This is a genomic window from Paracoccus kondratievae (assembly GCF_009301415.1).
Lineage (GTDB): Bacteria > Pseudomonadota > Alphaproteobacteria > Rhodobacterales > Rhodobacteraceae > Paracoccus > Paracoccus kondratievae.
Genome location: NZ_CP045074.1, coordinates 124,753 through 139,935 on the forward strand (window position 1 = coordinate 124,753; position 15,183 = coordinate 139,935).

Here is a 15,183-nt window from a genome sequence, read left to right on the forward strand (position 1 = left end):
GCTCCTCGGAAATGCTGCAATGTCAGTTCTGCGCAATGACAATCTGGGTCTTGAGGTCGGCGGACCGCTCGGCCAGGGTCTCGAACGCCTCCTGGATGCGCGCGAGCGGATAAGAGGCCGTGGTGAACGCCTCGGTACGGAACCGGCCATGCGCCAGCAACGCCAGCGCGTCATGCATGTCCTGTCCCATCCCCGCGACCGAGCCTTTCAGGCCGTTCTCCTCAAGGATCGTGCGCAGGATCGGCACCGGAGCGACCTCATCGGGGCCGGTCAGGCCGAAGAAGGCGACATGGCCGCCCTTGCGAATAAGGTCGAAGGCGGTTGCGTAAAGTGCCGGGTGGCCAACGCTTTCGATCACCAGATCCGCGCCCCGGCCGCATGTCAGCTCAAGCACGGTCGCCTTCAGTTGCGCGTTATCGCTGATCGCGGCATCGGCACCGACATCCAAAGCCATCGTGCAGCGTTCGGCCGACAGGTCGGCCACGATGATTGGTGCCGCGCCCATGAGCCGCATCATCTGCACATGCAGGTTGCCAACCGGCCCGGCGCCCAGCACTACGACCGATTGCGCGATCCCGGCCTGTGCCTTGCGCGCCGCGCGGACCACGCAGGCGACCGGCTCGGTCAGGGCGAGTATCTCGGGAGAAATGTCATTGGGCGCAGGAATGACCAACCGACCGGGCAGCGCGACAAACTCGGCGAAGGCACCGTCGCGGGTGATGCCAAGCTGCGCCATCTCGGGGCAGTTCAGCACCTCGTTGCGGCGGCACCAGTAGCAATGTCCGCAACCGATATTGATGTCGGCGACCACCACCTTGCCGGGGGTGAGATGGCGCTGGTTCGCTCCGGCCTCCTCGACGATGCCGCAAAATTCGTGCCCCGGAATGATCGGCAGGTCGTCGGCCGCATAATGGCCGTGGAACATATGCAGGTCGGTACCGCAGATCCCGGTCCGGGTCACGCGGATCAGCACCTCGTCGGGGCCGATCTGCGGGCGCGGCACCTCGCGCAATTCGAGCTTGTGCGGAGCGACAAGGACGGCGGCTTGCATGGTTTTCATGGCAACCTCACTTCACCGTGCGGAGTTTCGAGCGGTCGATGGTCAGGGCGATAGCCGCGATCAGGACCAGTCCGAACAGCATCTGCTGCTGTGTCGCCTCGATCCCCAGATACAGCATCGAAGCGCGGATCACGGCCACGATCAGCGTGCCGATCAGCGTGTTCAGCACGCCGCCGACACCACCGGTCAAGGGCGTGCCACCAATCAGCACCGCGACGATAGCGGGCAGCAGAAAACCGTTGGCGATGGTCGGCGCCCCCCCAGACAGCTTGACTGAGAACAACAACCCCGCCATCGCCGCCAGCGCCCCGGATATCGCAAAGGCCAGCATCTTGTAGCGCCCGACATTGATACCCGACGCCTTGGCCGCGGGCTCGCCCGCACCGACGGCCTTCAGCACCCGGCCCAGGATGGTGCGGCGCTCGATGAACAGGCAGATCGCCAGCAGGGCAGCACCCAGAAATAACTCGTTCGGGATGATCCCGGTATGGCCGATCATCCAGCCAAAGGTGGCATTCCTCTGCTCGGCATCCATGTTCAGGGCGCGGTTGCCCGACAGCCATTGTGCGACCGAGAAGCATACCCCGCCCACCGCCAGCGTCGAAATGAACGAAGGCACGAACAGCCGCGTAGTCAGAAAGCCCGACAACATGCCAAGTCCGAAACCCGCCGCGATGCAAAGCACCGCCACCCAGGCCCCAAGCGAGGCGAGATAGATTGAGGCGATGACCGTGATCATATTGGCCATGGACTGCACCGAGAGGTCGATCCCGCCGATATAGATGGCGAAGGTCAGCCCCAGCGCCATGATGAACAGAGGCACGATATCGCCGGCGAGGCTGAGCAGGTTCGCCGGGCGCAGGAAATTCGGATCCACCACGCCGACCACAGCGGTCAGCACCAGCAGGGTGATCCAGGGAAGATGCGGTTTGAAGCGTTGCATGGTCATCTGCGCCTCAGATCATGTGGTGGAGAAGATCGTAGAGCGACGGTTTGGCGCCCGGCCGGCATTCGAAACGCTGCCGGATCTCGCCATCCTTCAGCACGACGATGGTGTGCGAGAGGCCGATGGCCTCTTCCAGCGTGTCGGCCACCAGAACGATGCCGACCCCGTCGTCGCTCATGTCGCGGATCATGTCGTAAACGTCTTCCTTGGCGCCGATGTCCAGACCCCGCGTCGGGTGGTCCAGAAGCATGATGTCGGACCCGCCCGACCGCCATTTCGACAGCACCACCTTCTGCTGGTTGCCGCCCGAGAGGTTGCCGCAATCGGCAAACTCGGAGTGTGCCTTGATCGACAGCTTCCTGATCCAGTCCCGCGCCAGCGCTTTTTCGCGTCCGACGTCGATCACCCCCGCCCGGGAATAGCGGCCAAGTTGGGAAAGGGTCATGTTCTCATAGACGTTCATGCCTGCGACGATGCCTTCGATCTTGCGTTCGCGCGGCACATAGCCCACGCCCATCGCGACCGAGCGGCGCGGGTTGAAACCGCGAAGCTCTTGCCCCTTCATCTCGAAACGGCCCGAGACTGGCGCCAGCATCCCGTAGATCGTGCGCAGGATCGCCTCGCGGCCCGAACCCTCGGTACCGACCAGGCACAGCACCTCGCCCGGATGCAGCGCCAGGTTCAGCTTGTGCGGACGGCCCGGCAGGACAACGTCGCGCATATCGAACAGCGTTCGAGAAGTGTCATAAGGTTTCTGGCGCTGCTCGCGGTAATATTCGCGGTCCACGTGTCGGCCGACCATCTTGTGCTGGATCGCGCTGGCATCGGCGTCGGCCTTGGCGACCACATCCATCACCTGCCCGTCCTTCATCACATAGATGCGGTCCGAAAGCTCCATCACCTCGTCCATGCGATGGCTGACGAAGATGAAGGATGCGCGGCTGGTCAGCTCACGCACCAGCTTGAAGAGCAACTTCACCTCCTCCCCGGACAGGACCGAGGTCGGCTCGTCCAGCAGGATGACCAGATCGCCCTCGACCCGTTCCTCCAGCGTCAGCACCTTGGCCAGCTCGACCAGCTGCCGCTGCGCGAAGGACAGGACCGAGGTCACCGTCGCCGGGTCGATGTCCAGCTTGACCTTTGCAAGCTGTTTCTTCGCAGCCGCGGCCATCGCCTTCCAGTTCACCACGCCCAGGCGGGTGAATTGCGCCTCGTAGCCCAGGAAGATGTTTTCCATCACCGTCAGGTTGGGGATCAGGGATTGTTCCTGGAACACCATGCCGATGCCGCGCTTCATCGCCTGCCGGGGATTGGCGAAATGCACCGGCTTGCCGTCGATCAGGATCTGGCCGCCGTCGGGCTGATAGGCGCCGTAGATCACCTTCATGAGCGTCGATTTTCCGGCACCGTTCTCGCCCACCAGCCCGACGATCTCGCCGCGCTTGATGTGGAAGTCGATGGATTTCAGGGCATGGACGCCGGGGAATTTCTTGTCGACTGAGCTTAGCTGATACATGGCGGCCTCACTTCGCGAAACTGACAAGGCGCCGGTCGGTGGAAAGAACGACCGCGACGATGACAAGGACGCCCAGCAAGCCGTCCTGAAGGTAGTTGGGCAGGCCGATGACGACCATGCCGTTGCCGATGACATTGACGATCAGAACGCCGACGACCGCGTTCAGCACGCCGCCGATCCCGCCCCACAGCGCCACGCCGCCCACGACGACCGAGGTGATGGCGACGAACATCAGGTTGGCGCCGGTCACCGATTCCGCCTGCCCCAGCCGCGCCACCTGGAAGATCGCGGCGACGGCGTAGAATACTCCGGCCAGCGCGAAGCCCGCCAGCCGCACCCGGTGCACGTTCACGCCCGAGGCATGGGCCAGTTCCTCGCCGCCGCCTACGGCATAGAAGTTGCGGCCCAGCGTCGTGTGGTTCTGGATGAACCAGGCCAGCAGGACCAGCAGCGCCGCAATATGCACCATCAGCGGAAAGCCGAGGATGCGCCAGGTCAGCAGGGCGCGGAAGACATCGTCATCAATGCGGACAATGTCACCTCCTGTCACGAGCACCGCAGCGCCGGTGCCGACGAAGCCCATCGCCAGGCTGGCCATGAATGAAGGGATCTGAAGCCGGACATGAACCATCCCGGTCAGCCATCCAAAGAAGGCCCCGCAGAGCAGGATCGCCGGAATGGCCAGCCATGCGCCCGCCCCCAATGATCCGCCCAGCTTCAGGAACATCAGGCAGAACAGCACCGCGCACAGCGACACCGCCCCCTCCATCGACAGGTCGATGGAGCCCATGACGATGATGAAGGTGACGCCGAGCGCCACCATCATCGGCGGCGTCGAGGCCAGCGCGATCCGGGCCAGGTTGCGTTGCGACAGGAAGGCCGGATTGATCGCCGCGAACAGCACGACCAACCCCAGCAGCACGAGGGCCGGAGCCCATCGGATGATATTCTCGCGGGTGAGCTTCATCTTCAACGCAGTTCTCCTCAACACTGCCGGCCCGCATGCCCCGAAGGACGGCGGGGAAGGCCGCCGCGCGGTCAACCCATCGGATTTTCAGAAATCAGCGATACTGGATCTGGCCGTTGCTCGGCCCCCAGAAGTCGGTCCAGTCATATTCAGGCGTGGCGTCCAGATACTGCGCCTTAAACTCGGCCGCGTCCTTCTGAGTGATCAGGACGGTCGGACCGTAGAACTCACGATGCTCATGCGGCTCCTCGGACGGTTTGAACGTGCCGATGGCCGCGTGATAGGCCAAGGCCGCCGAGATACCGCCACCCCAATAGGGGTTGGTAAAGACCGTAGCCAGAAGCTGACCGTCCATGACCAGCTTCACCGCCTCGGGATTACCGTCATAGGCGACGATCGGCATGTCGGTGATGCCCTCGGCCCGCAGCGCCTCGATCACGCCATAGGCGATGTTGTCGGCGGCGCAATGGACGCCGGTGATCCGGTCACCATAGCGGGTCAGGAAAGAGGACATCAGCTCCGCCGCCTTGGTCGTGTCCCAATCGGCAGGCTGCGCGTCCAGCAGTTCGATATCGGGAAAGTCCTTCAGCGCGTTCTGCAACCCAGCCAGTCGCTCGACCGCCGGATTGTTCGCCGCGATGCCGCCCAGATGCACCACGCCGCCCTTGCCCCCCATCGCCTCGAACAGGATCCTCGCGGTTTGCTCGGAGGGCTGTTCGTCCGACCAGGTCATGTGGCTGACATAATTGTCGCCGAAATCCCAAGGGTGCAGGTCGTCGGTCTTGTTCCAGATGGTCGAGATATAACCGCCCGCCGCCTGCACCGCCTCGACGATGGGCCGGGCATTGGGACTGTCGTTCGGGTCGCAGGCGATGGCGCAATTGCCGCCGGTCTTAGACAGGAATGCCTTGATATCGGACAGAGATTTTTCCGACGAACCCTCGCTGATCAGGTTGACCATGTCCGATTTGCTACGGCCGATGGATTCAACGAAAGCCTCGCCTCCCGACACGACCGCATTCCAATAGGCCGAGGCACGGTCGCGATAGCTCCATGCAATGGCGGGATCGGTCAGCGCGGCGCGGGCCTGACCGCGCCCGAATACGGCTGGAACGGCGAGCGTCGCCATGCCGGCAGCCCCCGCCAGCAGCAACTTGCGACGGGTTATGACCTCACGGTCGATATAGTCCTTGATAAAGGTGGACATCTTCAGCCTCCCCATAAGGCGCCGCCCGAATCTCTCCTCAGATCCACAGATGGCGAGCGCCGTCAAAATAACGCACTAACTGGTTACTTTCTTCAGGGATGTTGAGTCAAGCGTAATCATTAACCGGATAGTGCATTAAATCGCCATCGTCGTCTTGCGTCAGCCATGGACTGCTATAACCTTTGCGAGGCATTGAACGAGCCAGGAACCACCGGAGACACAGCGTGACCGCACAAGCCAAGACGCCGCCGCGTAGCAAGCCCCGCATCCGCGATGCAGACGCGACCAAAGCGCGCATCCTCAAGGCGGCACTGAACGAGTTTGCCCGCAATGGCTTCGGCGGCGCCCGCGTGGACGTCATCGCCGAAAAGGCCGATGCCAACAAGCGGATGCTCTATCACTACTTCGGCAGCAAGGAAGAGTTGTTCCAGACAGTGCTCGAGAATGCCTATATCGACATCCGCGATGCCGAGCAGAAACTGGCGCTGGACCACCTGCCGCCCAAGGAGGCGTTGGCGCGGCTGGTGCGTTTTACCTGGGAATACTACCTGAAGCACCCCGAGTTCATCACACTGGTCAACAGCGAAAACCTGCACCGGGCCAAGCACCTGAAGAAATCCGAGATCGTCAAGATCTACAGCCGCCGCTTCGTCTCGATGGTCGACACGATCCTGGAGCGCGGCGTCGCAAGTGGCGATTTCCGCTCCGGCATCGATCCGGTGCAATTGAACATCACCATCGCTGCGATCGGCTATTACTATCTGACCAACCGCTTCACCGGCTCGATCATCTTCGAGCGTGACCTGATGGCGAAAGAGGCGCTCGAAGAGCGCCTCCAGTTCAATATCGACACGATCCTGCGTCTGGTCAGCGCCTGACCTGCTTCAGGTTCCGCTACCTAGGCCCAGGCTGTGAAGCGCTGCTTGGGCACATTCCACGTCCTCGTGTCCCTGCACCCCGGAAACCCCGACGCCGCCCACGATGGTCCCATTGTGAACGATGGGCAGGCCCCCTTCCCAGGTGATCAACCGGTGACGGTTTGCCAAGCCGGCCCTACGCTCATCGGTGCTGTTCATCCGAACGCAGAAATCCAGTGTCGAACGTCGCATCGTGGCTGCCGTGAACGCCTTGTCGACAGCGAAGTCCAGCGTTTGAGCCGCGACACCATCCATGCGGGCCGGTGCCGATCTCAGCACCGGCTTCATCTCGACAAGGCTCGCGTAGCTTCCCTGATCCGCTGCGCCCGTCCCGACGAAACGGATGGAAGGGGTGTATTCGCCGCAAGCGTCCCGGAAACCACCCCATGCTGAGAGAGATTGCTCGCAACGCGGAGCCCTGTTCGGCCTCCCCGCTCCAGGCGTATATCACCGACCGGATTGCAGGCCGTCCTGGTCCGGCATGGCTGGATGGCCAGCCGCTCGAACGGGCCATTCGGGTTACGGAAATTCTGGGCACCGCCCTGGAGTTCGGTCCGTATGTCACCTTCGAGGATCTGTCCTTCAGTGAACGGCATGTGGCCGACACATGTGGCTGGACCTATACCTCGAAGGGCGAAACCGGGATCCGCCGCGCATTCCGAATTCTGGAGGCCAGCCATAACCCGAAGCAATCGCCCGCCCGGGGCGATAAATGGGTCGCCTTCGGTCTGTTGCTGGATGAGTTCCAGAATCCCGCGCAAAGCAGCTCACTCCGCAGAATCTTCGAAGAGCATATCGCCAGCACCGCCGAATCCTGAATCGCCAATCGGGTAAGCCTGGCCAGACACCGCTCTCTATCAGATGCCAGACTTCGTCAGGCCGCCTTCGGGCGGCCTTTTCCTTTGGTCGTCACGCAATATTTCGATGGTCGATAATCGCGGTAAAAGTGGACAAAACAGAAAACCGCGCATCTAGATAATAAAGTAAAATCAATTATTTATTTTGCGCCAGAGTTGCCGGAATGGCCATTGTTTCAGTGATCGGACACGCATGGCGGCTAGGTCGGCTACTGGGGCGCGAACGGAATATGAAGGGCCAGTTCTTTCCAATTCTGATCTGGGGAAATGGGCGTTAACCTGTTGCCAGCCCCCTCCCCCCTCTCCAGTTGGGATCCCAAAGCCGCCGCTGGACACTTGCGGCACCACCAAGCTAGACACGTAAAGGGATAGTTAGGGTAGGAAAGACGGACAGCCCCTTATGGTGAACCAGGGCCGGAAACTTGAGCAGGCAGCCAAGGCGGCGTGGCTTTCCTATGTCGCAGGCAAGACCCAGGATGAGATCGCCGGGATCATGGGCGTCTCGCGCCAGACTGCGCAGCGGCTGGTTGCTCAGGCTATGGCCGAGGGTATCGTCAAGATCCGCATCGACCACCCGTTTGCCCATTGCATGGATATTGCCGCCGGGCTGCAGCACAAATGGGGGCTGGAGTTTTGCCAGATCACCCCCTCAGATGCCCCCGAAGCAGGTGTCGCGCTGATGGTCGCGGACACGATCGAGCAATGGTTGCGCCGGGCCGAGCCTTTGACCATGGCGATCGGCACCGGCCGCACCCTGCGCAGCGCCATTGCGCAACTGCCCCATATCGACTGCCCCCAGCATCGTATCGTCTCATTGACCGGCAATATCGCGCCCGACGGCTCGACCGCCTATTATAACGTGCTGTTTACCCTGTCAGATCTGGTCAGCGCCCGCAGCTTTCCCTTGCCCCTGCCCGTCATCGCCCCCAGCATGAGCGAACGGCAGGCCGTGAACAGCCAGCCAAGCATCCGGCGCCTGATCCAGATGTCGTCTGAGGCGGCGGTCGCTTTTGTCGGCATCGGCACTGTGGGCGAGAACGCGCCATTGATGCTTGACGGTTTTCTGACCCAGCCCGAGCTTGACGCCCTTGTCGATGCCGGCGCGGTGGGCGAGATCACCGGCTGGGCCTATGACACCCATGGCGCGCTGGTGCCCGGGCTTAGCAATGATCGCGTGGCCTCGGCCCCGATCCCCCCGCGGGAAACGACGCTTGTTATCGGCGCGGCGCATGGCAGTGAAAAGGTTCCGGCGATCCGCGGTGCGCTGCGGGGCGGGCTGATCAGCGGGCTGATCACCGATGCCACAACCGGTGCGGCGCTGCTGTCGGGCTAGCTACATCGCAGCAATTTCAGCGCGCTGTTCTTGCATGCGCAAAAAGATGCGCCAGTCCCGCTCACGCCGGATACAGGCGGCGGGATCAGGCTTTGTCACCTCGATCGGCCGGGCAAAACGGTCGCGGGCAGCAAGAACACCGCCGCTGAGCGGCGCAGCAGCAAGGATGGCTGTGCCGCGCAGCACCGCGTCTTCGGGCTGCCAGTGGATCTCGGCCCCGATGGCATCCGCGTAAAGCTGGCGCAACAGGGGTGAGCGCGCCTGCCCACCCGCCATGGCCAGCGCCTGGGGTATCAGGCCCATATGCGCGATCACCTGACGCGTTCCCAGCGCGATCCCGACCGCCGCGCGCCAGTAAAGCGCATCCAGCGCCTCGGGGCTACGCTCAAGGGTGAGACCCTGAATGACGGCACGCAGCAGCGGATCGGCAAAGGGCGTGCGGTTGCCCTTGATATCAGGCAGGACATGCAGATCGGCCGCAGGCTCGGGGGCCGAGGCGATACGGGCAAGGATCACGTCGTGATCGGTCGGCTCGGGGTAAAGGGCGCGCAGACGTTCCAGCAGCGCGCCGGTCGCAGATTGCCCTCCCTCGGTCACGCTTTCATCGGGCAGAATGGCGCCGGGATAAGGTCCCCAAAGCGACGTGCGCGGGCCTATCCCTGCCGCGATCACACAGTTCGAGGTGCCCGCGATCAGCGCCGGCATACCGGGCGCCGCGCCAAGCGCCCCGGCAAAGGCGTCGATCAACCCCGTTGCGACCAGCGTTTCCTGTTTTAACCTCAGTTCGGCCGCGCCTTGCGGTGACAGGGGGCCAATGCGGCTGCCGGGGGACAGGACCGGACCGGGGCGCGGAAAATCGGCGACCCCTGCCCGTTCCAACAGATCCTGCTGCCAGCCGCCATGGTCAGGAAGCCACGCCCATTTTGCCACCGCCGCGCAAAGCGAGCGCGCCTCGATACCCGTCGCCCGAAAGGTCAGATGGTCGCAAAGGTCCCGTACGCCGTTCAGCGTCGCCCAGATCCCGGGCCGGTTGCGCTTCAGCCACATAAGCTTTGGCGTCTGCATCTCGGGCGAGACCGAGCCCCCAGCCCGCACCACCACCTCATGCGGGATGCGGCTAAGCTCGGCTGCCTCGGCAACCGCGCGATGATCGTGCCAGGCGATTACGTCGGGCGAAAACCCCGGGGCGTCAACGACCAAAGAACAGGTCGCATCGAAAGCCAGCGCGCCGATCTGCGCCGGGGGCACGCCGGCCTGATGGCGTGCCTCGGTCAAGGCATCGGCGACTGCCTGCCAAATCTCGGCAAAATGATACATGGCCTGTTGGTCGGGCCCCGGGATGGTGGCAAAGCCCCGGCTGGCGCGTGCAACAAGCCGGCCGTCAAGGGTGAAAAGCCCCGCCCGCGCCCGGGCCGAGCCCACATCCACGGCCCCGATCAGCACGCTGATTCCCCTTTGTTAGTCCAGATCATCCAGAGTTTTGGGCAAATCGCTGGCGCGGTCAATCAGCGCATCCGGGGCAAGCTGTGCCAGCTTTTCGGCAAGGCGCGCCGGTCCCGCGTGACTGCCGCCCAGAAAGCCGATCACCCGCATCCCCGCCGCACGGGCAGCGCGCAGACCGGCCGGGCTATCCTCGATCACCACACAGTCAGCGGGATCAACCCCCAGTTTTTTCGCAGCGAAAAGGAACAAATCGGGCGCTGGCTTGCCGCGCGAAACCTGCACCGCCGAATAGACATGCTGACCGAAAAAAGACGCAAGCCCGGTCAACGACAGCGACAACGACAGTCGTTCGGGCGCACTGGATGAGGCGACGGCGCGCGGACCTGAAAGCCGGGCCAGTACCTCGGCCATGCCGTGAACCGGCTGCAACTCGCGGCGGAAACGTTCGGCCAGCGCCGTGGCATAACCCGGCAAGGCCGGTCCCAGATCGACACCATGCGCACGCGCCGCATCGGTGATGGTCGAGAATGAGCGGCCCAGAAACTCATCATAAATGCGCGCAAGGGTGATGGGCGCGCCCTGCCCTTGCAACAGCGCCCCGATCTCGGCCGCTGCGAGGGGCTCTGAATCAACCAAAACCCCGTCACAGTCAAAGATCAGCCCGCGCGCCACTGCCTAGCCCCGAATATAAGCGTCAAGCGTCGCACGCGTGCCCTTGTTCCACAGCATCGCAAGCCAGCGGGCAAAGGGTTGGGCAAAGCGCGGATCGCGCCCCGTTGCGCCATAGATCTCGGCCAGGGCAAGCCACGCGGCGGGATCATTGCGCGCGGCCTGTGCCTGAATGATCAGACGATCCCAGTTCGGATCGTTCGGCGCAATAACGGCCCCGCTGTCGCTGATGCCCGCGCAATAGCGGCACCACAACGCCGATTCCAGCGCCAGCCCCTCGACCGGCTGATCACGTTCAAGCCGGTGGGCGATGGTCGGGACAATGAACTTGGGCTGCCGGTTCGAGCCATCAAGGCAAAGCCGGCGCACCGTATCCCCGATCTTGGGGTTGGCACAACGTTCGGCCACCTTGGCGAAGTAGGCGCCAAGATCGGTGCCGGGCACGGGCGGCACGGCGGGGATGATCTCATCACGCTCGATCTTTTCAAGAAAGGCGCGGATCTGGGCATCCTCCATCGCCTCATGGACGAAGTGGATGTCGAGCAGTCCCGCCGGATAGGCGATCACCGCATGGCCGCCATTCAGGATGCGGATCTTCATCAGCTCCCACGGCGTCACGTCCTGTACGAATTCAACACCGACCTTTTCCAGTGCGGGTCGTCCGGCAGGAAAGCGGTCCTCAAGCACCCATTGGATGAAATCTTCGCAAAAGACCGGGGCGTCATCCTCAATGCCGAAATCCTCGCGCACCAGACGCCGCTCACGCTCGCTGGTCGCAGGAGTGATGCGGTCCACCATACCGTTCGGAAAGGCGACTTCGGCGGTGATCCACTCGGCAAAATCCGGGTCAGAGAGGCGCGCCGTCTCAACCACCGCCTCACGCGTGACATCGCCGTTATGGGGGATGTTGTCGCAGCACATGACGGTAAAGGGCGCATGACCCGCCGCGCGACGCGCCCTTAGTCCGGCGACGATGAGGCCAAACACCGTTTGCGGCATATCGGGATTGGCCGCATCGGCCGCAATGGCGGGATGGGTGGGATCGAAATGCCCGGTAGCGGCGTCGATGAAATAGCCGCCCTCGGTGATGGTCAGCGCGACAATGCGAATCGCCGGATCGGCCAAGCTGGCGATTACCCGGACATGATCACCGGGGGTGATATAGTCGATGACCGGCCCCAAAACCCGCGCCCGCGACGCCCCAGCCGATTGTTCGACCAGCGTGTAAAGGTGGTCCTGCACTGCCAGAGTGTCACGCATCCGCGCATCCCCCGACATGACGCCCGCGCCGATGATGGCGAAATCATGGGCCAGTCCCATGTTCATCAGCCGGTCCAGATAGGCCGCCTGATGGGCGCGGAAGAAATTCCCGACCCCGAAATGCAGGATACCGGGGCGCAGCCGCCTGCGATCATATTCCGGGCGCGGCTGGCTGATCTGCCCAAGGGTCTGTTCACTTAATCTTGTCATTTTCATCCCGGATCACAGAGCGCTGCCGTTTTGGTCAAAGCGATACAGCCTTCCGTCCTGCGGGGTCAGGTGGATGCGGTCCCCATGGCTGGCGGGGAATTCGCCCTCGGCCCGGGCAACCACATGGGTTCCATCGTCCAGATCGACATGCAGGAAGGTATCCGAACCCAGATGCTCGGCGACCCCGACCCGGCCCGCAAACGCCCCCTCGCTCATCGACAGGCGGAAATGCTCGGGGCGGACGCCGATCGCATGGGCACCAAGACGCGCGGCGGCCTCGCCTTCAAGAAAGTTCATATTCGGGCTGCCGATAAAGCCCGCGACAAAGCGGTTCGCCGGGCGGCGATAAAGCTCAAGCGGGCTGCCCACCTGTTCGATCCGGCCGGCGCGCAGAACGACGATCTTGTCGGCCATGGTCATCGCCTCGACCTGATCATGGGTGACATAGATCATTGTGGTAGCTAGTTTTTTGTGCAGCTCGGATATCTCGACCCGCATGTTCACCCGCAGCGCCGCATCAAGGTTCGACAAAGGCTCATCAAAGAGAAATGCCGAAGGTTCGCGCACGATCGCACGGCCGATCGCCACGCGCTGACGCTGACCACCTGAAAGCTGACCCGGACGGCGGTCCAGATAGTCGGTCAGGTTCAGGATCCCTGCCGCGTGCTGGACGCGCCGTTCTTGTTCATCGGCGCTCAGCCCCGCCATCTTTAACGGGAAAGCGATGTTTTTGCGCACCGACATATGCGGGTACAGCGCATAGGACTGGAACACCATCGCAAGTTTGCGCCGCGACGGAGGCGCCACCGTCACATCTTGCCCGTCGATGACGATCCGCCCCGAGGTCACGTCCTCAAGCCCTGCGATCAGCCGCAAAAGCGTGGATTTCCCGCAGCCCGAAGGGCCGACAAAGACCACGAACTCTCCGTCCTCGATCTGCAGGTCGACCCCGGGGATGACCTCGACCTCGCCAAAGCTTTTGCAGACCTGTTCAAGCGTGATGCTTCCCATATTTGCCTCCCCTTATTTCACCGCGCCAAAGGTCAGCCCACGGACGAGCTGTTTCTGGCTGAACCAGCCAAGGATCAGGATCGGGGCGATGGCCATTGTACTCGCCGCCGAAAGTTTCGCGTAAAACAGCCCCTCGGGGCTGGAATAGCTGGCGATAAATGTCGTCAGCGGCGCCGCTTTGGACGTGGTCAGGTTCAGCGTCCAGAACGCCTCGTTCCAGGCAAGGATCACGTTCAAAAGCAGCGTTGAGGCGATCCCCGGCACTGCCATGGGCGTCAGCACATGAAGGATTTCGTTGCGCAGACTTGCCCCGTCCATCCGCGCCGCCTCAAGGATCTCGGACGGGATTTCGCGGAAATAGGTATAAAGCATCCAGACGATGATCGGCAGGTTGATCAGCATCAGCACCACGGTGATGCCCAGCCGGCTGTCAAGCAGCCCAAAGCTGCGGAACATCAGATACATCGGGATCAGGACCCCGGCCGCCGGCATCATCTTGGTCGACAGCATCCACATCAGCAGGTCTTTGGTCCGGCGCCCCGGTTGAAAGGCCATAGACCAGGCCGCCGGGATCGCCAGGACAAGACCCAGCAGGGTTGAGCCGACCGAGATGATGACCGAGTTCATGAAATGCCGGAAATAGGGTGAGCGAGACTGCACCTCGGCATAATTCTCGACCGTCCAGTCAAAGAACAGGAACTTTGGCGGGCTGGCGATGGCATCGGCCTCGGTCTTGAAACTGGTCAGGATGGTCCAGAGGATCGGGAAAAAGATCACCAGCGCCGCGCCCCAGGCCAGGATGGTAAAGCCCCAGCGACGGCTTTGAGAGATGTTGCGGGCCATGTCGTTACTCCAGCGTCTTGCCGATCATCCGCATCAGGAAGATCGCCACGATATTGGCCAGGATCACCGCGATGATGCCCCCGGCAGAGGCGCCGCCCACGTCGAATTGCAGCAGGGCCTGGCTATAGACCAGATAGGTCAGGTTGGTGGATTGATAGCCCGGCCCGCCATTCGTCGTGACCAGGATCTCGGCAAAGACCGACAGCAGAAAGATGGTCTCGATCAGGATCACGACGGTAATGGCGCGCGACAGATGTGGCAGGACCAGATGGGTGAACTTGGCCAGAGTGCCCGCCCCGTCCATCTCGGCCGCCTCCATCTGCTCGCTGTCAAGCGATTGCAGCGCCGTCAGCAGGATCAGCGTGGCAAAGGGCAGCCATTGCCATGAAACGATCAGGATGATCGACATCAGCGGATATTGGGCCAGAAAGTCGATGGGCTGGGCCCCGACCGCCTTGGCAAACCAGGCAAACAGCCCGTTCACCGGGTTCATGAACATGTTCTTCCACACCAGCGCCGAAACGGTGGGCATGATGAAGAAGGGCGCAATCACCAGAATACGCACCACACCCTGCCCGAACATCGGCTGATCCAGCAGCAGGGCCAGCGCAATGCCGCCTCCCACGGTGATGACCAGCACCCCACCGACCAGCAAAAGCGTGTTGCGCATCGCCGTCCAGAAGGCCGGATCTGACAGGAAATACTGGTAATTGGTCCAGCCGATGAATTGTTCCATCCCGGGTGACAGCAGGTTGTAGCTTTGAAAGCTGAACCACAGCGTCATGGCCAGAGGAACGATCATCCAGCCCAGAAGCAACAGGACCGAGGGGGAAACCATCAGCCGTGCCAGAGTTTTCTGGTGTCGGGTCGCCATCGGTGCGCCTCCCCGCGCAGGAAATCATTGTCGGTGCCGGGTGGCAGGGGACAATGCGCCCCCTGCCCGG

At 62.6% G+C, this 15,183-nt stretch carries 15 protein-coding genes; 3 read left to right on the top strand and 12 right to left on the bottom strand.

Going from position 1 to position 15,183, the window contains the following annotated elements:
- Positions 1 to 22: 22 nt before the first annotated feature.
- The 5 genes from F8A10_RS19410 to F8A10_RS19430 all read right to left on the bottom strand — a co-directional run bounded on the left by F8A10_RS19410 (position 23) and on the right by F8A10_RS19430 (position 5,696).
- A complete protein-coding gene (locus F8A10_RS19410; protein ID WP_152368252.1) occupies positions 23 to 1,060 on the bottom strand; it encodes a zinc-dependent alcohol dehydrogenase in 1,038 nt (345 codons plus the stop codon).
- A 7-nt stretch (positions 1,061 to 1,067) separates the two neighbouring features.
- A complete protein-coding gene (locus tag F8A10_RS19415) occupies positions 1,068 to 2,009 on the bottom strand; it encodes an ABC transporter permease (RefSeq protein WP_152368253.1) in 942 nt (313 codons plus the stop codon).
- Between the two features lie 7 nt (positions 2,010 to 2,016).
- On the bottom strand, positions 2,017 to 3,522 hold the full coding sequence (locus F8A10_RS19420; RefSeq protein WP_152368254.1) for a sugar ABC transporter ATP-binding protein: 1,506 nt from the start codon (positions 3,520 to 3,522) through the stop codon (positions 2,017 to 2,019).
- A gap of 7 nt (positions 3,523 to 3,529) precedes the next feature.
- A complete protein-coding gene (locus F8A10_RS19425) occupies positions 3,530 to 4,489 on the bottom strand; it encodes an ABC transporter permease (protein WP_040602304.1) in 960 nt (319 codons plus the stop codon).
- Between the two features lie 94 nt (positions 4,490 to 4,583).
- Entirely contained in the window at positions 4,584 to 5,696 is a 1,113-nt protein-coding gene (locus F8A10_RS19430) for a sugar ABC transporter substrate-binding protein (protein WP_029372618.1), read from the bottom strand.
- A gap of 224 nt (positions 5,697 to 5,920) precedes the next feature.
- Between F8A10_RS19430 and F8A10_RS19435 the strand changes: the two genes are divergently transcribed.
- Complete coding sequence (locus F8A10_RS19435) at positions 5,921 to 6,574, top strand: TetR/AcrR family transcriptional regulator (RefSeq protein ID WP_010399539.1); 654 nt, start codon at positions 5,921 to 5,923, stop codon at positions 6,572 to 6,574.
- A 6-nt stretch (positions 6,575 to 6,580) separates the two neighbouring features.
- Here F8A10_RS19435 and F8A10_RS21975 read toward each other — a convergent pair whose 3' ends face one another.
- Positions 6,581 to 6,901: a heme-binding protein gene (locus tag F8A10_RS21975; protein WP_152368255.1), complete on the bottom strand. Its 321-nt coding sequence runs from the start codon at positions 6,899 to 6,901 to the stop codon at positions 6,581 to 6,583.
- A 98-nt stretch (positions 6,902 to 6,999) separates the two neighbouring features.
- Here F8A10_RS21975 and F8A10_RS19445 point away from each other — a divergent pair, with 98 nt between their 5' ends.
- Positions 7,000 to 7,431, top strand: a complete 432-nt coding sequence (locus tag F8A10_RS19445) for a hypothetical protein (protein ID WP_085501639.1) — start codon at positions 7,000 to 7,002, stop codon at positions 7,429 to 7,431.
- Between the two features lie 439 nt (positions 7,432 to 7,870).
- The gene (locus tag F8A10_RS19450) at positions 7,871 to 8,803 is read left to right on the top strand and encodes a sugar-binding transcriptional regulator (RefSeq protein ID WP_152368256.1); all 933 of its coding nucleotides are present in this window, start codon (positions 7,871 to 7,873) and stop codon (positions 8,801 to 8,803) included.
- On the opposite strand, the gene F8A10_RS19455 is transcribed toward F8A10_RS19450, so the two are convergent.
- Genes F8A10_RS19455 through F8A10_RS19480 form a run of 6 tightly spaced genes read right to left on the bottom strand, consistent with a single transcriptional unit; the run spans position 8,804 to position 15,113 of the window.
- Positions 8,804 to 10,246, bottom strand: coding sequence for an FGGY-family carbohydrate kinase (locus F8A10_RS19455; RefSeq protein WP_152368257.1), 1,443 nt, complete (start codon positions 10,244 to 10,246; stop codon positions 8,804 to 8,806).
- 15 nt (positions 10,247 to 10,261) lie between these two features.
- Positions 10,262 to 10,918, bottom strand: coding sequence for an HAD-IA family hydrolase (locus tag F8A10_RS19460; RefSeq protein ID WP_010397591.1), 657 nt, complete (start codon positions 10,916 to 10,918; stop codon positions 10,262 to 10,264).
- A 3-nt stretch (positions 10,919 to 10,921) separates the two neighbouring features.
- Positions 10,922 to 12,385, bottom strand: coding sequence for a mannitol dehydrogenase family protein (locus tag F8A10_RS19465; RefSeq protein ID WP_152368258.1), 1,464 nt, complete (start codon positions 12,383 to 12,385; stop codon positions 10,922 to 10,924).
- 12 nt (positions 12,386 to 12,397) lie between these two features.
- On the bottom strand, positions 12,398 to 13,396 hold the full coding sequence (locus F8A10_RS19470; protein ID WP_010397587.1) for an ABC transporter ATP-binding protein: 999 nt from the start codon (positions 13,394 to 13,396) through the stop codon (positions 12,398 to 12,400).
- 12 nt (positions 13,397 to 13,408) lie between these two features.
- Positions 13,409 to 14,239, bottom strand: a complete 831-nt coding sequence (locus F8A10_RS19475; RefSeq protein WP_010397584.1) for a carbohydrate ABC transporter permease — start codon at positions 14,237 to 14,239, stop codon at positions 13,409 to 13,411.
- Positions 14,240 to 14,243: 4 nt separating this feature from the next.
- The gene (locus F8A10_RS19480) at positions 14,244 to 15,113 is read right to left on the bottom strand and encodes a carbohydrate ABC transporter permease (protein WP_010397581.1); all 870 of its coding nucleotides are present in this window, start codon (positions 15,111 to 15,113) and stop codon (positions 14,244 to 14,246) included.
- Positions 15,114 to 15,183 lie beyond the last annotated feature (70 nt).

Bases quoted from the DNA above. Each gene is read 5' to 3' on its own strand.
- F8A10_RS19475 (WP_010397584.1), bottom strand. From the start codon at position 14,239: ATGGCCCGCAACATCTCTCAAAGCCGTCGCTGGGGCTTTACCATCCTG.
- F8A10_RS19470 (WP_010397587.1), bottom strand. From the start codon at position 13,396: ATGGGAAGCATCACGCTTGAACAGGTCTGCAAAAGCTTTGGCGAGGTC.
- F8A10_RS19450 (WP_152368256.1), top strand. From the start codon at position 7,871: ATGGTGAACCAGGGCCGGAAACTTGAGCAGGCAGCCAAGGCGGCGTGG.
- F8A10_RS19445 (WP_085501639.1), top strand. From the start codon at position 7,000: ATGCTGAGAGAGATTGCTCGCAACGCGGAGCCCTGTTCGGCCTCCCCG.
- F8A10_RS19425 (WP_040602304.1), bottom strand. From the start codon at position 4,489: ATGAAGCTCACCCGCGAGAATATCATCCGATGGGCTCCGGCCCTCGTG.
- F8A10_RS19415 (WP_152368253.1), bottom strand. From the start codon at position 2,009: ATGACCATGCAACGCTTCAAACCGCATCTTCCCTGGATCACCCTGCTG.
- F8A10_RS19465 (WP_152368258.1), bottom strand. From the start codon at position 12,385: ATGACAAGATTAAGTGAACAGACCCTTGGGCAGATCAGCCAGCCGCGC.
- F8A10_RS19410 (WP_152368252.1), bottom strand. From the start codon at position 1,060: ATGAAAACCATGCAAGCCGCCGTCCTTGTCGCTCCGCACAAGCTCGAA.
- F8A10_RS19480 (WP_010397581.1), bottom strand. From the start codon at position 15,113: ATGGCGACCCGACACCAGAAAACTCTGGCACGGCTGATGGTTTCCCCC.
- F8A10_RS19420 (WP_152368254.1), bottom strand. From the start codon at position 3,522: ATGTATCAGCTAAGCTCAGTCGACAAGAAATTCCCCGGCGTCCATGCC.
- F8A10_RS21975 (WP_152368255.1), bottom strand. From the start codon at position 6,901: ATGAAGCCGGTGCTGAGATCGGCACCGGCCCGCATGGATGGTGTCGCG.
- F8A10_RS19430 (WP_029372618.1), bottom strand. From the start codon at position 5,696: ATGTCCACCTTTATCAAGGACTATATCGACCGTGAGGTCATAACCCGT.